Consider the following 15,875-nt stretch of genomic DNA (forward strand, 5'->3'; position numbering starts at 1 on the left):
GCGAAACGAACCAACGGCGCGGGTTACGGACGGCCGCGGGAGCGACACGGTGGCGGCGAGCTCGCGGTTTGCGAAGGCCGCAGGCGGGGGCAATTTGGATGTCCCGTGCACTCATCCAAACGGCAGGGGGCGGGAGTGCGACCTCCCTTGGCGGAAGGATGCACAGTCGTCGATTATAATGACGCAAAATCACGTGTCGAACAGATTCCACAGCAATTCATGGAATCGCGAACCGGGCGGAGCCCGCGAGATTTGGCTTGTGAATTAGGACGACTGATGGCCAGACTTTGGCCAGACTCGGGACATGAAAGAGCGGTCCGTGAAGTGAAAACAGTCAAGCCCTCTTTCGTACTTAACCCTTGTCTGAATAGGGTTTTACGTTCACATTCCATCTGGCTGGTTAGAATCGAGGCCAGGTCGCTCCGCTTGTCGGGCCAGTCACAGAGGTGTTGAGTGCAGACCAGAGAAATCGTAGACCTGACAGTCCCCACGCCGTTCGCATTGGCGATCCTCGCGACAGCCGAAAATGTGACGCCCTTGGCCTGGGGATGGCTCATGCACCATCCGGGCGTCGATGCCGGAACCCCGCGCGTCGATGCCCGAGACATTGCCGAAATCGTGGTCGCCGCACCCCCGACGAAAGCCGCCGCCGCCGCCGCAATCGCCAAGCAGGCGCCGATTCGCTGCGAGCTGGCGCTAAAACCCGCCAGCAACGGCTCGGATGGAGCGCCGCAAGTCGTCGCCGTCGAGGTCGTCCCCCTGACCACAGCCGACGTCAAAAGCCTTCTCCTGCTGGTCGGACAAGTTGGAGCCGTCGCCGCAGCGACCACGGACCCGCTGACCGGGCTCGCCGATCGGCGTCAACTTGCCTCGACGCTCGACGCTGCGCTTGTCACAGACGTTGCGCCTCGATTAGCGGTGTTGTTTCTGGATCTCGACGAGTTCAAACAGATCAACGACCGGGACGGTCATCTCGCCGGCGACGAGGTTCTTCGCGAGCTGGCGCAGCGCTGGCAATCGCTGTTTCGGTCCGACGACTTGGTGACGCGATTCGGAGGGGATGAATTTGTCGTCCTGTTGCGGAATATCGACTCCATCAAGCAGGCGCGCCAGATCGCCGATCGACTGGTCGCCGAGACTCGTCGCGAACTTCTCGTAGCCGGGAAGCCGTATCGCCTGTCCGCGTGTGTCGGCGTCGCATACGCCGATCGTATCGGGATGGCCGCCGAAGAACTTCTGGAAGCGGCTGACCGGGACATGTACCGCCACAAGCGAACAACCGAGTCCGCTGACGGTCGCCCCCAGCGCCAATGACCGATCCCGGGGCCCGGCGCCTCGATTGGAAATGGCGAACAAGCGAGATCGCCCGCGAAACGCCCGGCGTCGAACGAGCCAGCATCCTTGTGCCGGGGCCGGCGAAACCTAGAATAACAAGTCTCGTTCGGAGGGTAAGCGAATTGGCTAGCAGCCTGATTGGAATTCAGGTGCCGGTTTACCGGTTGCGGGTTCGAGTCCCGTGCCCTCCGCTCGACGTTAACGGCTGCGTCGTAACTTCCTGAGCCACAACCGCTTGTGACGCGCTAGTTTTCATCTGTCACCTCCGTGTGTTGAAAATGTGTTGAACTCCGTTTCGACAGCGGGCTCATTTTCGCCTCGTCGAGACGGGACATCGCCCGTTGCGACGCGTCGCTCGCAAGATGGAAGTAAAGGTCGAACGTCGCCTGATCGACATGCCCGACCCACTTCCGTAAAACGTCGGGCGCCACCCCTGCGATCGCCGCGTTCGAAATAAAGGCATGGCGAAACGTGTGAAGGTGGCCGGACAGGCCCAGCCGCTTGACCACTCGCTTCACGCAAGCCAGCAGTCGCCGGGGCGAGATTTGGTCAGTCGTGGAACGTGAGTTTTCCAAGGCCGGCCTTGGAAACGCCCATCGGGAGCACCTCGATTGAGCCAGCAGCACTTTTCTGGCCCGCGCACTCATTGGAACCGATCGATGATCGCCGGACTTCGGGCGCCACCCGTCCTTGGGGCGAATGTGAATCCAGGCGCCGACGAAGTCGATGTCGTCCCACGTCAGCCACACCAGTTCGCCGACCCGCATTCCGGTCTCGGCGAGCATCGTGAGCGCGGAACGATACGGCGGTCGAGTCGCGTCGAGAATTTTCTCCACCTCGGCTTGCGACCAGCACGGTTGCAGATTTCGCCGCGGCTTGGGAATCCGCAGCCCGGCCAAAGGATCTCGCTCGATTAGTCCGCGCCGCAGGGCATAGTTCACAAGCTGGCGAATAAGAACGGTGTCGTGATGGATCGTTTTTGGACTTGACGGTCGACGACCGGACGCCTCGTCTCCTGATTTGCGAGCGGCTCGAAAACGGTCCACAAACGACACCGAGAGTTCAGACGCCTTCTCGATTCGCGCGGCAGTTGCCAGCTTTTCGACGATCCGCAGCGCGAATTCGTACTTCTTGATTGTCTTATCGGTCCGCCCCTCGACTCGCAGGTAAGCGAGGTACTGCTCGATCACTGCATTGAGAGGGGGTTCCTGAAACGTCGGATGGACCGCACCGGCCACTAGGTCGCGGTCCAACTTGCTGGCGCGAAGTTGCGCAGTCTTCCTCGACTTGGTGCGAAGAGATTGTCGCACTTGGCGGCGGCCAACCATATACTGTGCTTGCCAGACCCGATTGCGGCGATAGATCGATACAAGCTCGCCAGCCTTCTCAGCTTTCCGCCCCTCATTTTGCGGCATGTGTCGTTTCACTTTCGTCGTTCGAGAAGAGAAATTCAATGAAGCGATCGCGCCAGATGCGCAGACGCTTTCCGCGACGCTTTGCGCATCGAGCAAGGAGGCCGCGCGACGACCAGTCGTAGAGCGTTCCAACACTCACCTGCGCGAGTTCCGCTGCTTGCTTCACCGACAACGAAGGCGGATAGGTCTCGGCCCATGTGCCATCGGAGAATGCGATCTTGATTTCCGACGCCGTGAGGATGCTTCGATTGGCGCGTGACATAGTTGTTCTGGCGCGCGAAGGAAAGACTTGTTTGCTGCGATGTCCAGGTGTGAAGAACACGAGGACTTCCTCATCTCAGCAGAATGCGTTTCGCAGAGCGATCGGAGCGAGATCGCAACTCGAGTGGGTTTCGGCCCGCATGCTGTGCGCATCAGATCGATCGAAAGACAGCGCACTTGTGGACGGAGAATCTCGACACATTTCCTCGCGCGAGACACAGAACTGGCTCGCGGACCTCGTCGATGTGCCGTTCGCAGACTTGAACACTCGTGCGAACATCGCCAGATCTAGGCGCCTAGCGGTCAGCTGCGGCGAGGGATGAAGCGAATCTCAATCAAGCCCGCTCAAAGTCCGGACGAAGCAGTTTCTTCAGCATGGTCAACCTTCAGGACGACCGTGCCGTGAAATGTCCGGATCTAGTCCCTAGAGAAGTGGACGAGGGCGAGGCGAACTGTCAAGAAACGCTGGCTTGTGCAGAGGCTCGCCGGCCTCGTCACAGACCGCTGTCCTCTGGCGGGGCAGCCGATTCAAATTGCACTCGCTGACAAGGTCTGAAACCTTCAGCGTGGCTCCCAGTAAACGACGGCGCCGTTCTCGCGCGACCGGAACCGGATGCTTTCGAGACCCTGGTTCAATTGCGAGACCGCATACGTCACTGCAGTCAGTTCCGAGTTGCTGCCAAGCGGGAATTTGATCGCCCGCGGGAAGCCGGCGTTTTGGAACGCGCGCGCGATGCGGCCAATGTTGGTCCGCTTGCCGGTGAGGCGGAGCCTCCTTACGATCCGGCCTTGAAACCGCAGCTCGCCTGTAGACTCGTCGAAGGCCGGCCGTTCCTCAAACTCGGTCTTGCTCGCCGCTAAGGACACGTGCTGGCCAACGAAATCCAGGTCAAGAGCCGACCACGCATATCTCATGCGCGACTCCAGAGAATGCAGCCCAGCGAAGCGATTGGTCAAGTCTTGTGCGCGCATCCAGACGCGAAGAGTGCCGAAGCGACGCCAAGCCGATTCAAGATCGTCATTGAATTGGCGACGCTGGAACGCAGTCAAAAGCTGCTCCCACATCCGCTCAAACGCATTCAAGTGATTGAGTCTCGACTCGGCGAGTACAAGCAGTTCGCGGACTCTTGCGGGCATGTTTCGCCAAACGGTCGCCTCTTCGACGCTCATCCCGGGCGGTTCCCAATTCTGGAAATGTCGCTCAACGGGAGCCCGGAGTTCCGTCGTCGTCGGTCGGTTCGGAACTGACGTACGCGCCGAACGCGACGCAAACTGTGGTTTCGACTTGGCCATGCGAACTCCTTTCCCGAATCTGCACAAGGCATCCCTAGTCCATTCTACTTGCGGCGGGTTTTAGCGCGAATGCCATCTTGATTGGAGGCTGCATGTGGCACAGTCGCTCGGTCTTTCGTCCACAAGTCTGCCAAGGCTTCCGCGACAACGGCGGCGAATTCCCGCTTGACTTGAGAGAGGACTGCCTGGTTGTTCGTGCCATTCTCTTCAGTTCGATCAGATTCCCCCAAGGGTTGCTCCTAAGTAGGACCAGAGCGAGCGTTTCTAGGCTGCGGCTCGCCAACACGCGGGACAGCTACTTGTCTGCCATATTCTTTTGCCCCGCTTTTGCGGTCGATTTAGAAGTCCATTTCAGGAGCGTGATTTGCGTTTGCTCGGTCGCTTCAAGCCGTGCCTTCCGATTCTATTCTGCCCATGGCGGACGCCGCGCGCGATGGAATCGTGCCTGGAAATGCTCGACGCAACCTAACTCCGTTCTGTAGCGGAGATTACGGCACTTCACTCCAAAGCTTACTTCCGGCTTGGTCGTATCTGCAACAAAGCCGAAAGTCCGACAGCGTGAAAACTCAACGACGGCAAACTCACCTGCAGTCGGTCGTCCTCAACCGCATGGCACGTACCTAGTGAGAGTGAGGCGAGCTTCCACAACGTGATTGTTTGCTGTATTGTCCTGCCAACGTTCCGGACGCCTGCCGAATACTGTGAGGCAGTCACTGAAACCGCGACATCAAGAGTGAGGAAGAACCCTGTTCAAGAGCCGCCCACAAGCGGTGAGCCAAAGGGTTGCCAGGCCGTAAGGCGTCAGCGCAACTCGTCGGCAAGGCGCACCGCGTGCGCTTGTTCGACTTGGCCGTTTACGCGAACGACGACGGAGCCCTCGCGCGGTCCCGCGATGCGATAGGCGGTGACTCGGCTGTCTTGCCAGGCAATGTCGACCTGGCAGCCTCCGCGAGCGCGAGGCCCCTTGACGTCGCCTTCACGCCAAGCGGAGAGCAGGGCCGGCAACAGGCGGATCAAGGGCGGCGCTTCGGAGCTTGTCCCTGGTTTAGTTGAAAAACATGGCGGTTCCCGCTGGGATCGATTTCACGCGGTCTTCTTGCGTTCGTCAACGGGGTGGGTCGAGCCATCAAGTTCTTGGACGAGTTGTGCGATCTGCGTGTGACCTTTGACGCGGCGGAGGCCCGCTTCGGCGCGCAGCAGTCCGGCAGCGCACCAGCGAAGTCGCAGGTCGTCGCCGCGCCAGCGTGTGACGCGCGCGGCGACTGTGCCCCGTCGCCACGCGACGAATCGCCGCCCGTGTCATCAACTGACGACCACCGACCCGGCACGCAGCAGCTTCAGCTCTTCTGAGGCGACCAACTTGTTGCGCCTTAGCGTCTTCTCCGGCAGCATCGCCGCGCTTGGTTCGCTTGTGAACCAGGCCTGCCTTGTGCGGATCGATCCTTTTCGCTTGAGGAGATTCTCGCCATGCTCGTAGAACTCGAAGCTGGCCGCTGCCGGGAATGCAGCGGCCAACTCGAAATCGAGGAGGTTGACGACGCCACGATGACCGTCGTTTGCCTTGACTGCTCAGACAGTCACTCCGTCAAGACCGACGCCTTTAACGTTCGAGGCATCCGCTATTGGCCAGCGATGATGGCCCAACAGGAAGACGGCGAGCAGCCGCACCTGCGATCCGGCCCGGCCGCCCCATCTTCGCTTCGAGATGGGGTGTGTGCACTGCTGGGAAACAACCCGCACATCGCGTAAACTGTTGCCGAGTCTGATTTTACCTTTTGCCTCCCCATCCGGTAAGGATTCCGGCCGCATGGCGAAGAAAGCTGCCTCCCCCAGAAACGGCAAGAAGAACGGCGCCAGCGCCAATCTCGGCTTCGAGGAAAAGCTGTGGGCCGCCGCCGATAAGCTCCGCGGGCACATGGACGCGGCGGAATACAAGCACGTCGTCTTGGGCCTCGTCTTTCTCAAGTACATCAGCGACGCCTTTCAAGAACTCCACGACAAGCTGGCGGCCGACAAGCACGCCGACGCCGAAGATCGCGACGAGTACACGGCCGAGAACGTCTTCTGGGTCCCCAAGGCGGCCCGCTGGACTTATCTCCAGGCGCAGGCCAAGCAGCCGACCATCGGCAAGCTCATCGACGACGCGATGACCGCTATCGAGAAAGACAACCCCTCGCTCAAGGGCGTGCTCGCCAAAGATTACGGTCGCGCGTCGCTCGACAAGCAGCGGCTTGGCGAATTGATCGACCTCATCGGCACGATTGGACTCGGCGACGCCGAGAGCCGCAGCAAAGACGTGCTGGGTCGTGTCTACGAGTATTTTCTGGGGAAGTTCGCCAACGCCGAGGGCAAAGGGGGCGGCGAGTTCTACACGCCGCAATCGGTGGTGAAGCTGCTGGTGGAAATGATCGAACCCTACAAGGGCCGCATCTACGACCCGTGCTGCGGCAGCGGCGGCATGTTCGTGCAGAGCGAGAAGTTCGTCCTCGCCCACGGCGGCCGCGTCGGCGACCTGTCGATCTACGGCCAAGAGTCGAACAACACGACGTGGCGACTCTGCAAAATGAATCTCGCCATTCGTGGCATCGACGGCAACATCGGTACGCAGAACGCCGACACGTTCCACAACGACCTGCACAAAGACCTCAAGGCCGACTACATCCTCGCCAACCCGCCGTTCAACGTCAGCGACTGGGGCGGCCAGCGACTCACCGAAGACGCCCGCTGGAAATTCGGCGCACCCCCCAGCGGCAACGCCAACTTCGCGTGGGTGCAGCACATGGTGCATCACCTCGCCCCCAGCGGCATCGCGGGATTCGTGCTCGCCAACGGTTCGATGAGCAGCAATCAGTCGGGAGAAGGGGACATCCGCCGGCAACTCATCGACGGGGACCTCGTCGATTGCATGATCGCGCTCCCCGGCCAACTCTTCTACACGACGCAGATTCCCGTCTGCTTGTGGTTTCTGGCCCGCAATAAGAAGAACGGGAAGTTCAGGGATCGTCGAATAGAAACGCTCTTCATCGACGCCCGCAAACTCGGCGTGCTCGTCGACCGCACGCACCGCGAGTTGACCGAGGAAGAAATCAACCGCGTCGCCCGCGCGTACCACGCCTGGCGCGGCGAGAAGGACGCCGGCAAGTACGAAGACGTGCCCGGCTTCTGCAAAAGCGCCACGACCGACGAGATCGCCAGCCACGGCCACGTGCTCACCCCCGGCCGCTACGTCGGCGCCGAGGCGGCCGAGGACGACGACGAACCGTTCGACGAAGCCATGCAGCGGCTCACCAACACGCTCGCCGCCCAGTTCGCCGAATCGGCCAAGCTCGAAAAGCGGATCGCCAAGAACCTCGCCAGTCTCGGCTTTACCCCGGAGAAGCTGTCATGACGAGCCGTCGATTAAATCCGGCCGTCGAAATCGTGCAAGTGATGCTTGTACCGGTTCGCAAACCAACTATCCGGGGTTTCCGGACAGTTGGCCCTCGCGCCATGCCAACTCTTCGGAATCTCCGAAGGGTTCGATCCCCGGAGGCCGTATGACCAAGAAGCGGCTTCCAGCGACGGCCAAGCACGACGCCCTGCCCATGGGGTTTGCCGCCCTGCTCGGCGACGTAAAACTCCGCATCCAGTCGGCCCAGACCCGGGCCATGACCGCCGTCAACGCCGAACTGGTTCGCCTCTATTGGGACATCGGTCGCCTTATCGACGAGCGCCAGCAGACCGAGGGCTGGGGCGCGTCGGTGATCCCCCGGCTGGCTGCCGAACTTTGCAACGAACTGCCCGAAGTGAAGGGCTTTTCTGCGCGGAACATCGGCCGCATGATCGCGTTTTTTCGGGAGTATCCCGATCCAGCCCTAATTTTGCCACAAGCTGTGGCAAAATTGCCGACCGGCCAGAAATTGCCGCAAGCTGTGGCAAAAACTGCCGGGGATTCGCTGCTTTGGGCCGTTCCGTGGGGGCACCATGCTTGGCTGCTGGAGAAGGTTAAGAACCCCGCCCACCGCCGCTGGTACATGGAGCAAACGCTCGCGGGCGGCTGGAGCCGCAACATTCTCACGCTGATGATCGACAGCCAGGCCCACGAGCGGGCCGGCAAGGCGGTCACCAACTTCGACCAGCTTCTCCCAGGTGCGCAATCCGACCTCGCCCAGCAGGCGCTCAAAGACCCGTACATCTTCGATTTTCTCACCCTCACCGAGCCGTTCCAAGAACGGGAACTCGAAACGGGTCTGCTCGCCCACTTGGAAAAATTCCTGCTGGAGCTGGGGCAGGGGTTCGCGTTCGTCGGCCGGCAGTACCGGCTCGACGTGGGCGAGGAAGACTACTACATCGACCTGCTGTTCTATCACCTGCGGCTACGGGCCTTCGTGGTAATCGACCTCAAGAAGGGGAGCTTCAAGCCGGAGTACGCCGGCAAGCTCAACTTCTACTGCAACGTCGTCAACGACCAACTTCGCCACGCCGACGACCAGCCGACCATCGTCCTCATTCTCTGCCAGTCGAAGGACAACGTGCTGGCCGAGTACGCCCTCTCCGGCATCGACAAGCCGATTGGCGTATCGAGCTACGAACTCACGCGGGCACTGCCGCCGGCCTTGCAGTCGGCCTTGCCGACTGTCGAGGAGATCGAGGCGGAGATTGGGGCAGTGGAGGCCACGGCGAAGAAGGTCCCTCAAAAGAAGGGGAAAAAGCCGACAAAGAAGAAGCCAGCCAAGGGCAAAAGCAAGAAGCGGAAGCCGCCACGTTCCGGGGCGAAGTCATGATCGGAACACACAAGATGCAAACCCTCGGTGAGCTTGTCGATGAGGGGAAGTTGCTCATTCAAACGGGGCCGTTTGGTTCACAGCTTCACAAGCACGACTACTGTCCGCTTGGCGTCCCCGTTGTTCCGACCGAGGCAATCGGACATCGCCGGCTTCGGACTGACGGCGTACCGCAGATCAAACTCGAAAAAGCAAATGAACTGGGACGACATCGCCTGAAACCTGGAGACATCCTCTTTGCCCGCCGCGGAGTTCAAGCAACCGGGTATTCTGCAATAGTCGAACCTCAGCATGAGGGCTGGATATGTGGCACTGGCGCAATACTACTCCGCATCCTTGATGGAGACATCGATCCTACCTACCTCTCATTCCGTTTGGCATGGGACGAGTCAATCGCATGGCTCAAACAGCATGCAGTTGGTGCTGTCATGCCGAATCTCAACGAGGGCATCCTGCGTCGCTTTCCGTTGGAGCTTCCGCCCCTCATCGAACAACGCCGCATAGCCGACATTCTTGGCTCGATCGACGACAAGATCGAGTTGAACCGGCGGATGAATGAGACGCTGGAGTCGCTGGCCCGGCGGTTGTTCAAGAGTTGGTTCGTCGACTTCGACCCCGTCCACGCCAAAGCCGCCGTCCGCCGCCAGCACCCCACCTGGGACAACCCCCGCGTCAGCCGCGAAGCCCTCCCCAACCTCGACCCCAAAATCGCCGAACTCTTTCCGGATGAGTTTGAGGAATCAACGCTGGGGCCGATCCCGAAGGGGTGGAGTGCTACGACAGTTCCCAATGCTATCGAGGTCAATCCTTCTCGTACTCTGCCGAAAGGTGTCGAGGCACCATGGCTTGAAATGGCGAATATGCCGACTCGTTCAGCCCGTGCTCTTGCATGGGAACGTCGACCGTTTGGCTCAGGGACGAAGTTCAAGAACGGCGATACGCTCGTCGCACGCATCACGCCTTGCTTGGAGAACGGCAAGACGGCCTACGTCGACTTCCTCAACGACGGAGAAATTGGGGCCGGGTCGACAGAATATATTGTTCTGTGCCCGAAAGACCCACTGCCGGCAGAGTTTGGGTATTTCCTCGCCCGCAACGACGACTTCCGGCAGCACCTCATTACGAACATGACGGGGACATCCGGACGGCAGCGAGTCCCGGCTAACTGCCTCAACACATACCCAGTTATCGTCCCGTCCAACGGAGTTGCCGACCGATTTGGCGCGTTTGCTTCGATGGCTCTTTCGCAAATGAAGCAGAACGATGAAGAGTCGCTAACACTGACGGCGGCACGAGATCGGCTGTTACCAGTGTTATTGAGCGGGCGCGCTGAACTCTATTTACTAAGGATACTTAAATGTCACACATAACGCGATTTGAGATCAAAGCACTACACGGCAGGAAGGATGTTGACCTTCACCTCAAGGATAACACACTCATTTTGGTCGGCGAGAACGGCGCTGGGAAAACTACGATCCTACACCTGTTGTATTACCTCCTTTCGGGCCAATGGCCATCGATCGCCAGATATCGGTTCTCCGAGTTGGCTATCACGATCGGAGGAACGCGGTATGTACTTAAGTACTCCGATTTCGCAAAGTCGTTGGATGGACTTGATCGCCGTCTCTCACGACGGTTACCTCCCCATGTAAGAAGAAGGTTTATTGCACTTGTGGAAGAAAAGGAAGGCCGCCTTGTCACTCCAGAGCTAGAACTACTCTGCCATCAATACGACATTCCACTGCAGTTTGTACTACATGAAATTGAAGAGCTGTCGCAAGCGACAGGAAAATCCGCTCCCATTCGCAAGATATTGGAGGGCATTCGCGATGCACTTACAGCCCAACTCCTGTACCTTCCCACCTATCGCCGCATCGAGCAAGAGCTACATCTCATCTTCAAAGGTATGGATGAAAGAGAGCTGCGCAATCGACGAGAAATGCTTTCAGCTAGACGAGGCGACAATACCTTTGTTGAATTGATTGAATTCGGCATGAAGGATGTTGAGCGCGCGATTTCGGAGACGCTTCAGCAACTAAATGCATTCGCGCGAGAACGGCTCAATAATCTGACGTTTGGGTATTTAGGCGATGTGGTAGAGAAGCAGTACTCTGAAGTGAAGCTCAAGAGTATCAAGGGCGCTCCCGACGAGACAGTGGTGCGCATCCTCGATCGCATTCAGGATCACATTCTATCGTCCGAAAACAAGCAGCACCTGCGCGAAATCATCGATGGTGTAAAGAAGGGTGAGGCGCAGACCGAGCACACTAAGGTCATCTGCCACTACTTTGCAAAACTTATGGAGTTTCACGCGGAGCTTGAGGCAAAGGAGGCTCGCATCGCTGCTTTCTGTCGTGTGTGCAACGAGTATTTAGTGGACAAAGACTTTCACTACGACACATCCAAATTCTCATTCTCTATCCTTCCGACATCAAGAGTTGCCGAGGACGTCAAGATCGAATTGCATCATCTGTCTTCGGGGGAGAAGCAAATCGTATCACTTCTTAGTCACTTATATTTATCTGGCACCGATGACTATTTCGTTCTAATCGACGAGCCGGAGCTATCACTGTCAGTGCCGTGGCAACGTCGTTTCCTTCTCGACATAAGAAACGGTGGTTACTGCTCAGGGCTGGTTGCAGTCACCCACTCACCCTTTATTTATGACAATGAGCTAAGGAAGTACGCGCATGGACTCGGAGAGTTCGTGACATGAAGGCCAAGGCAGCGACAGCGGCCATACCGATGACTGCGGTACATGCCGCAGCAATTTCGTCAAAGATCGCCAGCTACCATGAGTTCTTGGCTAGATTTTCCAAGACTCGCAAGGTGGTCTATGGCTTCGTAGAAGGTCGTGAAGACCCGGCCTTTTATCGGGGCTTTATAGAGCAGTTACTCCCAAGCTGCTGGGAAGTCGAGTTGTGGCCTGCTGGCAACAAAGACTCCGTTTTACGGATTCACAAGGATATCGACTGGCGGCGATTCCAGAAGGCACGGATTTGCTTTTTTGTGGATCGCGACTTGTCTGACCTTACGCGAGAGCGTACTCCGTCAGATCGCAATATCTACGTCACAGAGGGCTATTCGATTGAGATCGATGTCGTCAATCGCGCAACAGCACGTCGCGTCCTGACGGAATTGTGCGGCTTCGCTTCAACCATCCATAGCGACGTAGACACGCTATGCGATTTGTTTGAACAGCAATTCAACACGTTTCTGGATTCCCTTGTCTCCGTCATGGCATGGATTCTTGCTTGGCGCCGAAAAGGAGTGAGAGCAAACCTGTCAGATATTCGAATGCAGGACCTCTTTGAAATACAGGGAGGTATTCTGCGAGAGAATAGAATGCCGCGAGGTAAACGCGATGTAGTGCAATACATTCATGAACAATGCAAGGTGCCGCATGACTGTTCAATTGACACGCATCCCTTCGAGACCGAGCTGCGGAATGCGAACGCTTACAAGAGGCTTACACGCGGCAAGTACGTTCTGTGGTTTCTAGTCGAATTCTGTAACGCTGCAAATCGAGACGCTGTGTCCTTATGCGCGTCATTGACCTCACGTCCGCGAATGAATGTTACGTTTTCACAGAAGAATGGCATGGCGATTATAGGACCGCGCGCCAGAATCCCAGATGGTCTAAGACGATTTGTAGAATCGACGTACTGCGCGTACATTGCAAAGCAGAAGTAGCTTATGGCATTCACCGAATCCACCATTGAAGAAGCCGTACTGGAATGGGCCGAGGAACTCGGCTATGCCATTCTGCACGGCCCGGAGATCGCGCCGGACGAACCGGCCGCGGAGCGCGATTCGTTCGAGCAGGTGATTCTTGGTGATCGGCTGCGCGACGCTTTGGCCCGGATCAACCCCAGAGTGCCCGCCGAGGCGCTGGACGAGGCGTTTCGCCGCGTGTTGCGTACCGAGACGCCGAGCCTCATCGAGAACAACCGCCGGTTCCACAGACTGCTGGTCGATGGCGTCGATGTGGAGTATCAGGCCGATGGCCGCACCGTGCATGACAAGGTGTGGTTGGTCGACTTCGAGAAGCCGGCGAACAACGACTGGCTTGCGGTCAATCAGTACACCGTCATCGAGGACAAGCACAATCGTCGCCCCGACGTGGTGCTGTTCGTCAACGGCCTGCCGCTGGTGGTGATCGAGCTGAAGAACGCGGCCGACGAGAACGCAACGACTCAAAAAGCCTATGCCCAGTTGCAGACCTACATCGCGCAATTGCCGACGTTGATGACCTACAACGTCTGCCTGGTGGCCAGCGACGGCATCACGGCCCGCATTGGCTCGCTCACCGGCGGCTGGGATCGGTTCATGCCGTGGCGCACCGTGGACGGCAGCGACATCGCCCCCAAGGGGAAGCCGGAACTCGACGTGCTGGTGCGCGGCGTCTTCGAGCAGGGCCGGTTTCTCGATCTTGTGCGGCACTTCATCGTCTTCGAGGTGGACGGGCCGAACATCGCTAAGAAGATGGCCGGGTACCACCAGTTCCATGCCGTGAACAAGGCGGTCGATTGCACGCTTGCGGCCGTGTCGCCGCAAGGGGATCGCCGCGTCGGCGTCGTCTGGCACACGCAGGGGTCGGGCAAGAGCCTGACAATGGCGTTTTACGCCGGCAAGGTGATCCGGCACCAGGGGATGCAGAACCCGACCATCGTCGTGATTACCGACCGCAACGACCTGGACGAGCAACTGTTTGGCACCTTCGCCGGTTGCCACGAACTGCTGCGGCAGAAGCCCACGCAAGCCGACGACCGCGACGAGGTGAAGAAGCTGCTGGCCGTCGCGTCGGGGGGCGTGGTGTTTACGACGTTGCAAAAGTTCGCCCCTGACGATGATCCTGAGTTGGGGGCGAAGACGTACCCAGTGCTTTCCGACCGGCGGAATATCGTCGTCATCGCCGACGAGGCCCACCGCAGCCAGTACGGCCACTACGCCAAGGCGAAGAAGACCGGCGAGATCAGCTACGGGTTTACCAAGCACCTGCGCGACGCCCTGCCGAACGCCTCGTATCTGGGGTTCACCGGCACGCCGATTGAGCTTGGCGACAAGAACACGAAGGCCGTGTTTGGCGATTACATCGACGTGTACGACATCAGCCGGGCCGTCGAGGACGGGGCCACGGTCAAGATTTACTACGAAGGGCGGCTCGCGAAGCTGGAGTTGAACGCGGCCGAGCGGCCGAAGATCGACGAAGAGTTCGAGGACATCACCGAGGGGGAGGAGCAGACTGCCAAAGAGAAGCTCAAGACCAAGTGGGCCGCCCTCGAAAAACTCGTCGGCAGCGACAAGCGGATCAAGCTGGTTGCCCAGGACATCGTCGACCACTGGGCCGAGCGGCTCGCGGTGATGGACGGCAAGGCGATGATCGTTTGCATGAGTCGCCGAATCTGCGTCGAACTCTACAAGGAACTGGTTCGCCTGCGGCCCGACTGGCATAGCGACGCCGACGAAGAGGGGACGCTCAAGGTCGTGATGACCGGCTCGGCGAGCGACCCGACCGACTGGCAACAGCACATCCGCCCCAAGCGGGGCCGCGAGGCGCTGGCCAAGCGGTTCAAGAAGGCCGACGACCCGCTCAAGCTGGTGATCGTCCGCGATATGTGGCTCACGGGGTTCGATGCACCGTGCATGCACACGATGTACGTCGATAAGCCGATGAGCGGCCACAACCTGATGCAGGCCATCGCCCGCGTGAACCGGGTGTTTAAGAACAAGCCGGGCGGGCTGATCGTCGATTACTTGGGGCTGGCGGCCGAACTCAAAAAGGCGCTCGCCCAGTACACCAAGCAAGACCGCGACGACACGGGCATTCCCATCGACGAAGCGTTGGAGGTGCTCTTCGAGAAGTACGAGGTCGTCACCGGCCTGATGCACGGCTTCGATTATTCGGCGTTCTTCACCGGCACGGCGTCGGAGCGAGTCGGCGTCATCCCCGCCGCGATGGATTTTATTTTGCAGCAGGACGACGGCCAGAACCGCTTTGTGCAGGCCGTCACCGAGCTATCGAAGGCGTTCGCCCTCGTGGCGACGCACGACGAGGCCGTGAAGATTCGCGAGGAGGTGGCGTTCTTCCAGTGCCTGCGGGCACAGTTCGCCAAGCTCGGCGGCAGCGGCGGAGGCGGCCCGACGCCGGAAGACCTGGACGCCGCCGTGCGGCAAATTATTTCCCGCAGCGTCGCGTCGGACGAGGTGATCGACATCTTCGCCGCCGCCGGCATGGAGCGGCCCGATATTTCGATTCTGTCGGACGAGTTTCTCGCCGAAGTTCGCGACATGCCCCAGCGGAACTTGGCGCTGGAAGTGCTGCGGAAACTGTTGAGCGACGAGATTAAGGCCCGTTCCCGCAAGAACCTCGTGCAGTCGCGGTCGTTCGCCGAGATGCTCGAAAAGTCGATCAAGAAGTACCAGAATCGGTCAATTGACGCCGCCCAGGTGATCGCCGAACTCGTCGACTTGGCCAAGGACATGCGCGCCGCCCAGGACCGCGGCGAAGAGCTTGGTCTCACCGAAGACGAAATCGCGTTCTACGACGCGCTGGAGGTCAACGACAGCGCCGTGAAGGTGCTCGGCGACGACACGTTGCGTGACATTGCCCGCGAACTCGTCGAATCGGTTCGCCGCAATGTCACGATTGACTGGACCGTGAAGGAAAGCGTGCGAGCAAAACTCCGCGTGCTCGTAAAACGCATCCTCAAGAAGTATGGCTACCCGCCCGACAAGCAGGCCCAGGCGACCGAGACGGTGCTGAAGCAGGCGGAGTTACTTTGTGCGGACTGGGCTGCGTAACACT

The 15,875-nt window shown here is 59.1% G+C and carries 12 protein-coding genes and 1 tRNA gene; 9 read left to right on the plus strand and 4 right to left on the minus strand.

Going from position 1 to position 15,875, the window contains the following annotated elements; all coding sequences use genetic code 11:
- Positions 1–528 precede the first annotated feature (528 nt).
- Both KF688_15625 and KF688_15630 read left to right on the plus strand, forming a co-directional pair.
- A complete protein-coding gene (locus tag KF688_15625) occupies positions 529–1,314 on the plus strand; it encodes a GGDEF domain-containing protein (protein ID MBX3427107.1) in 786 nt (261 codons plus the stop codon).
- Positions 1,315–1,443: 129 nt separating this feature from the next.
- Positions 1,444–1,526 (plus strand) — tRNA-Ser (locus tag KF688_15630).
- Positions 1,527–1,580: 54 nt separating this feature from the next.
- Here KF688_15630 and KF688_15635 read toward each other — a convergent pair.
- The 4 genes from KF688_15635 to KF688_15650 form a co-directional block, all read right to left on the minus strand.
- Positions 1,581–2,588, minus strand: a complete 1,008-nt coding sequence (locus KF688_15635; protein ID MBX3427108.1) for a site-specific integrase — start codon at positions 2,586–2,588, stop codon at positions 1,581–1,583.
- 148 nt (positions 2,589–2,736) lie between these two features.
- Positions 2,737–3,072: a helix-turn-helix domain-containing protein gene (locus KF688_15640; protein MBX3427109.1), complete on the minus strand. Its 336-nt coding sequence runs from the start codon at positions 3,070–3,072 to the stop codon at positions 2,737–2,739.
- 500 nt (positions 3,073–3,572) lie between these two features.
- A complete protein-coding gene (locus KF688_15645) occupies positions 3,573–4,181 on the minus strand; it encodes a hypothetical protein (protein MBX3427110.1) in 609 nt (202 codons plus the stop codon).
- A gap of 924 nt (positions 4,182–5,105) precedes the next feature.
- Positions 5,106–5,321 carry a hypothetical protein gene (locus tag KF688_15650; GenBank protein MBX3427111.1) on the minus strand — a complete coding sequence of 72 codons (216 nt, stop codon included), beginning with the start codon at positions 5,319–5,321 and terminating at the stop codon, positions 5,106–5,108.
- Between the two features lie 450 nt (positions 5,322–5,771).
- Here KF688_15650 and KF688_15655 point away from each other — a divergent pair, with 450 nt between their 5' ends.
- The 7 genes from KF688_15655 to KF688_15685 all read left to right on the plus strand — a co-directional run bounded on the left by KF688_15655 (position 5,772) and on the right by KF688_15685 (position 15,871).
- Complete coding sequence (locus KF688_15655; GenBank protein MBX3427112.1) at positions 5,772–6,053, plus strand: hypothetical protein; 282 nt, start codon at positions 5,772–5,774, stop codon at positions 6,051–6,053.
- Positions 6,054–6,111: 58 nt separating this feature from the next.
- Positions 6,112–7,692, plus strand: a complete 1,581-nt coding sequence (locus KF688_15660) for an SAM-dependent DNA methyltransferase (GenBank protein MBX3427113.1) — start codon at positions 6,112–6,114, stop codon at positions 7,690–7,692.
- 196 nt (positions 7,693–7,888) lie between these two features.
- On the plus strand, positions 7,889–9,067 hold the full coding sequence (locus tag KF688_15665; GenBank protein ID MBX3427114.1) for a DUF1016 family protein: 1,179 nt from the start codon (positions 7,889–7,891) through the stop codon (positions 9,065–9,067).
- Entirely contained in the window at positions 9,064–10,437 is a 1,374-nt protein-coding gene (locus KF688_15670) for a restriction endonuclease subunit S (GenBank protein ID MBX3427115.1), read from the plus strand. Before KF688_15665 ends, KF688_15670 begins: the two co-directional genes overlap by 4 nt.
- Entirely contained in the window at positions 10,425–11,783 is a 1,359-nt protein-coding gene (locus tag KF688_15675; GenBank protein MBX3427116.1) for an AAA family ATPase, read from the plus strand. Before KF688_15670 ends, KF688_15675 begins: the two co-directional genes overlap by 13 nt.
- The gene (locus KF688_15680; GenBank protein ID MBX3427117.1) at positions 11,780–12,760 is read left to right on the plus strand and encodes a DUF4435 domain-containing protein; all 981 of its coding nucleotides are present in this window, start codon (positions 11,780–11,782) and stop codon (positions 12,758–12,760) included. Before KF688_15675 ends, KF688_15680 begins: the two co-directional genes overlap by 4 nt.
- Positions 12,761–12,763: 3 nt before the next feature.
- On the plus strand, positions 12,764–15,871 hold the full coding sequence (locus KF688_15685) for a type I restriction endonuclease subunit R (GenBank protein MBX3427118.1): 3,108 nt from the start codon (positions 12,764–12,766) through the stop codon (positions 15,869–15,871).
- The last annotated feature ends 4 nt before the right edge of the window (positions 15,872–15,875 follow it).

The organism is Pirellulales bacterium (assembly GCA_019636345.1).
Lineage (GTDB): Bacteria > Planctomycetota > Planctomycetia > Pirellulales > Lacipirellulaceae.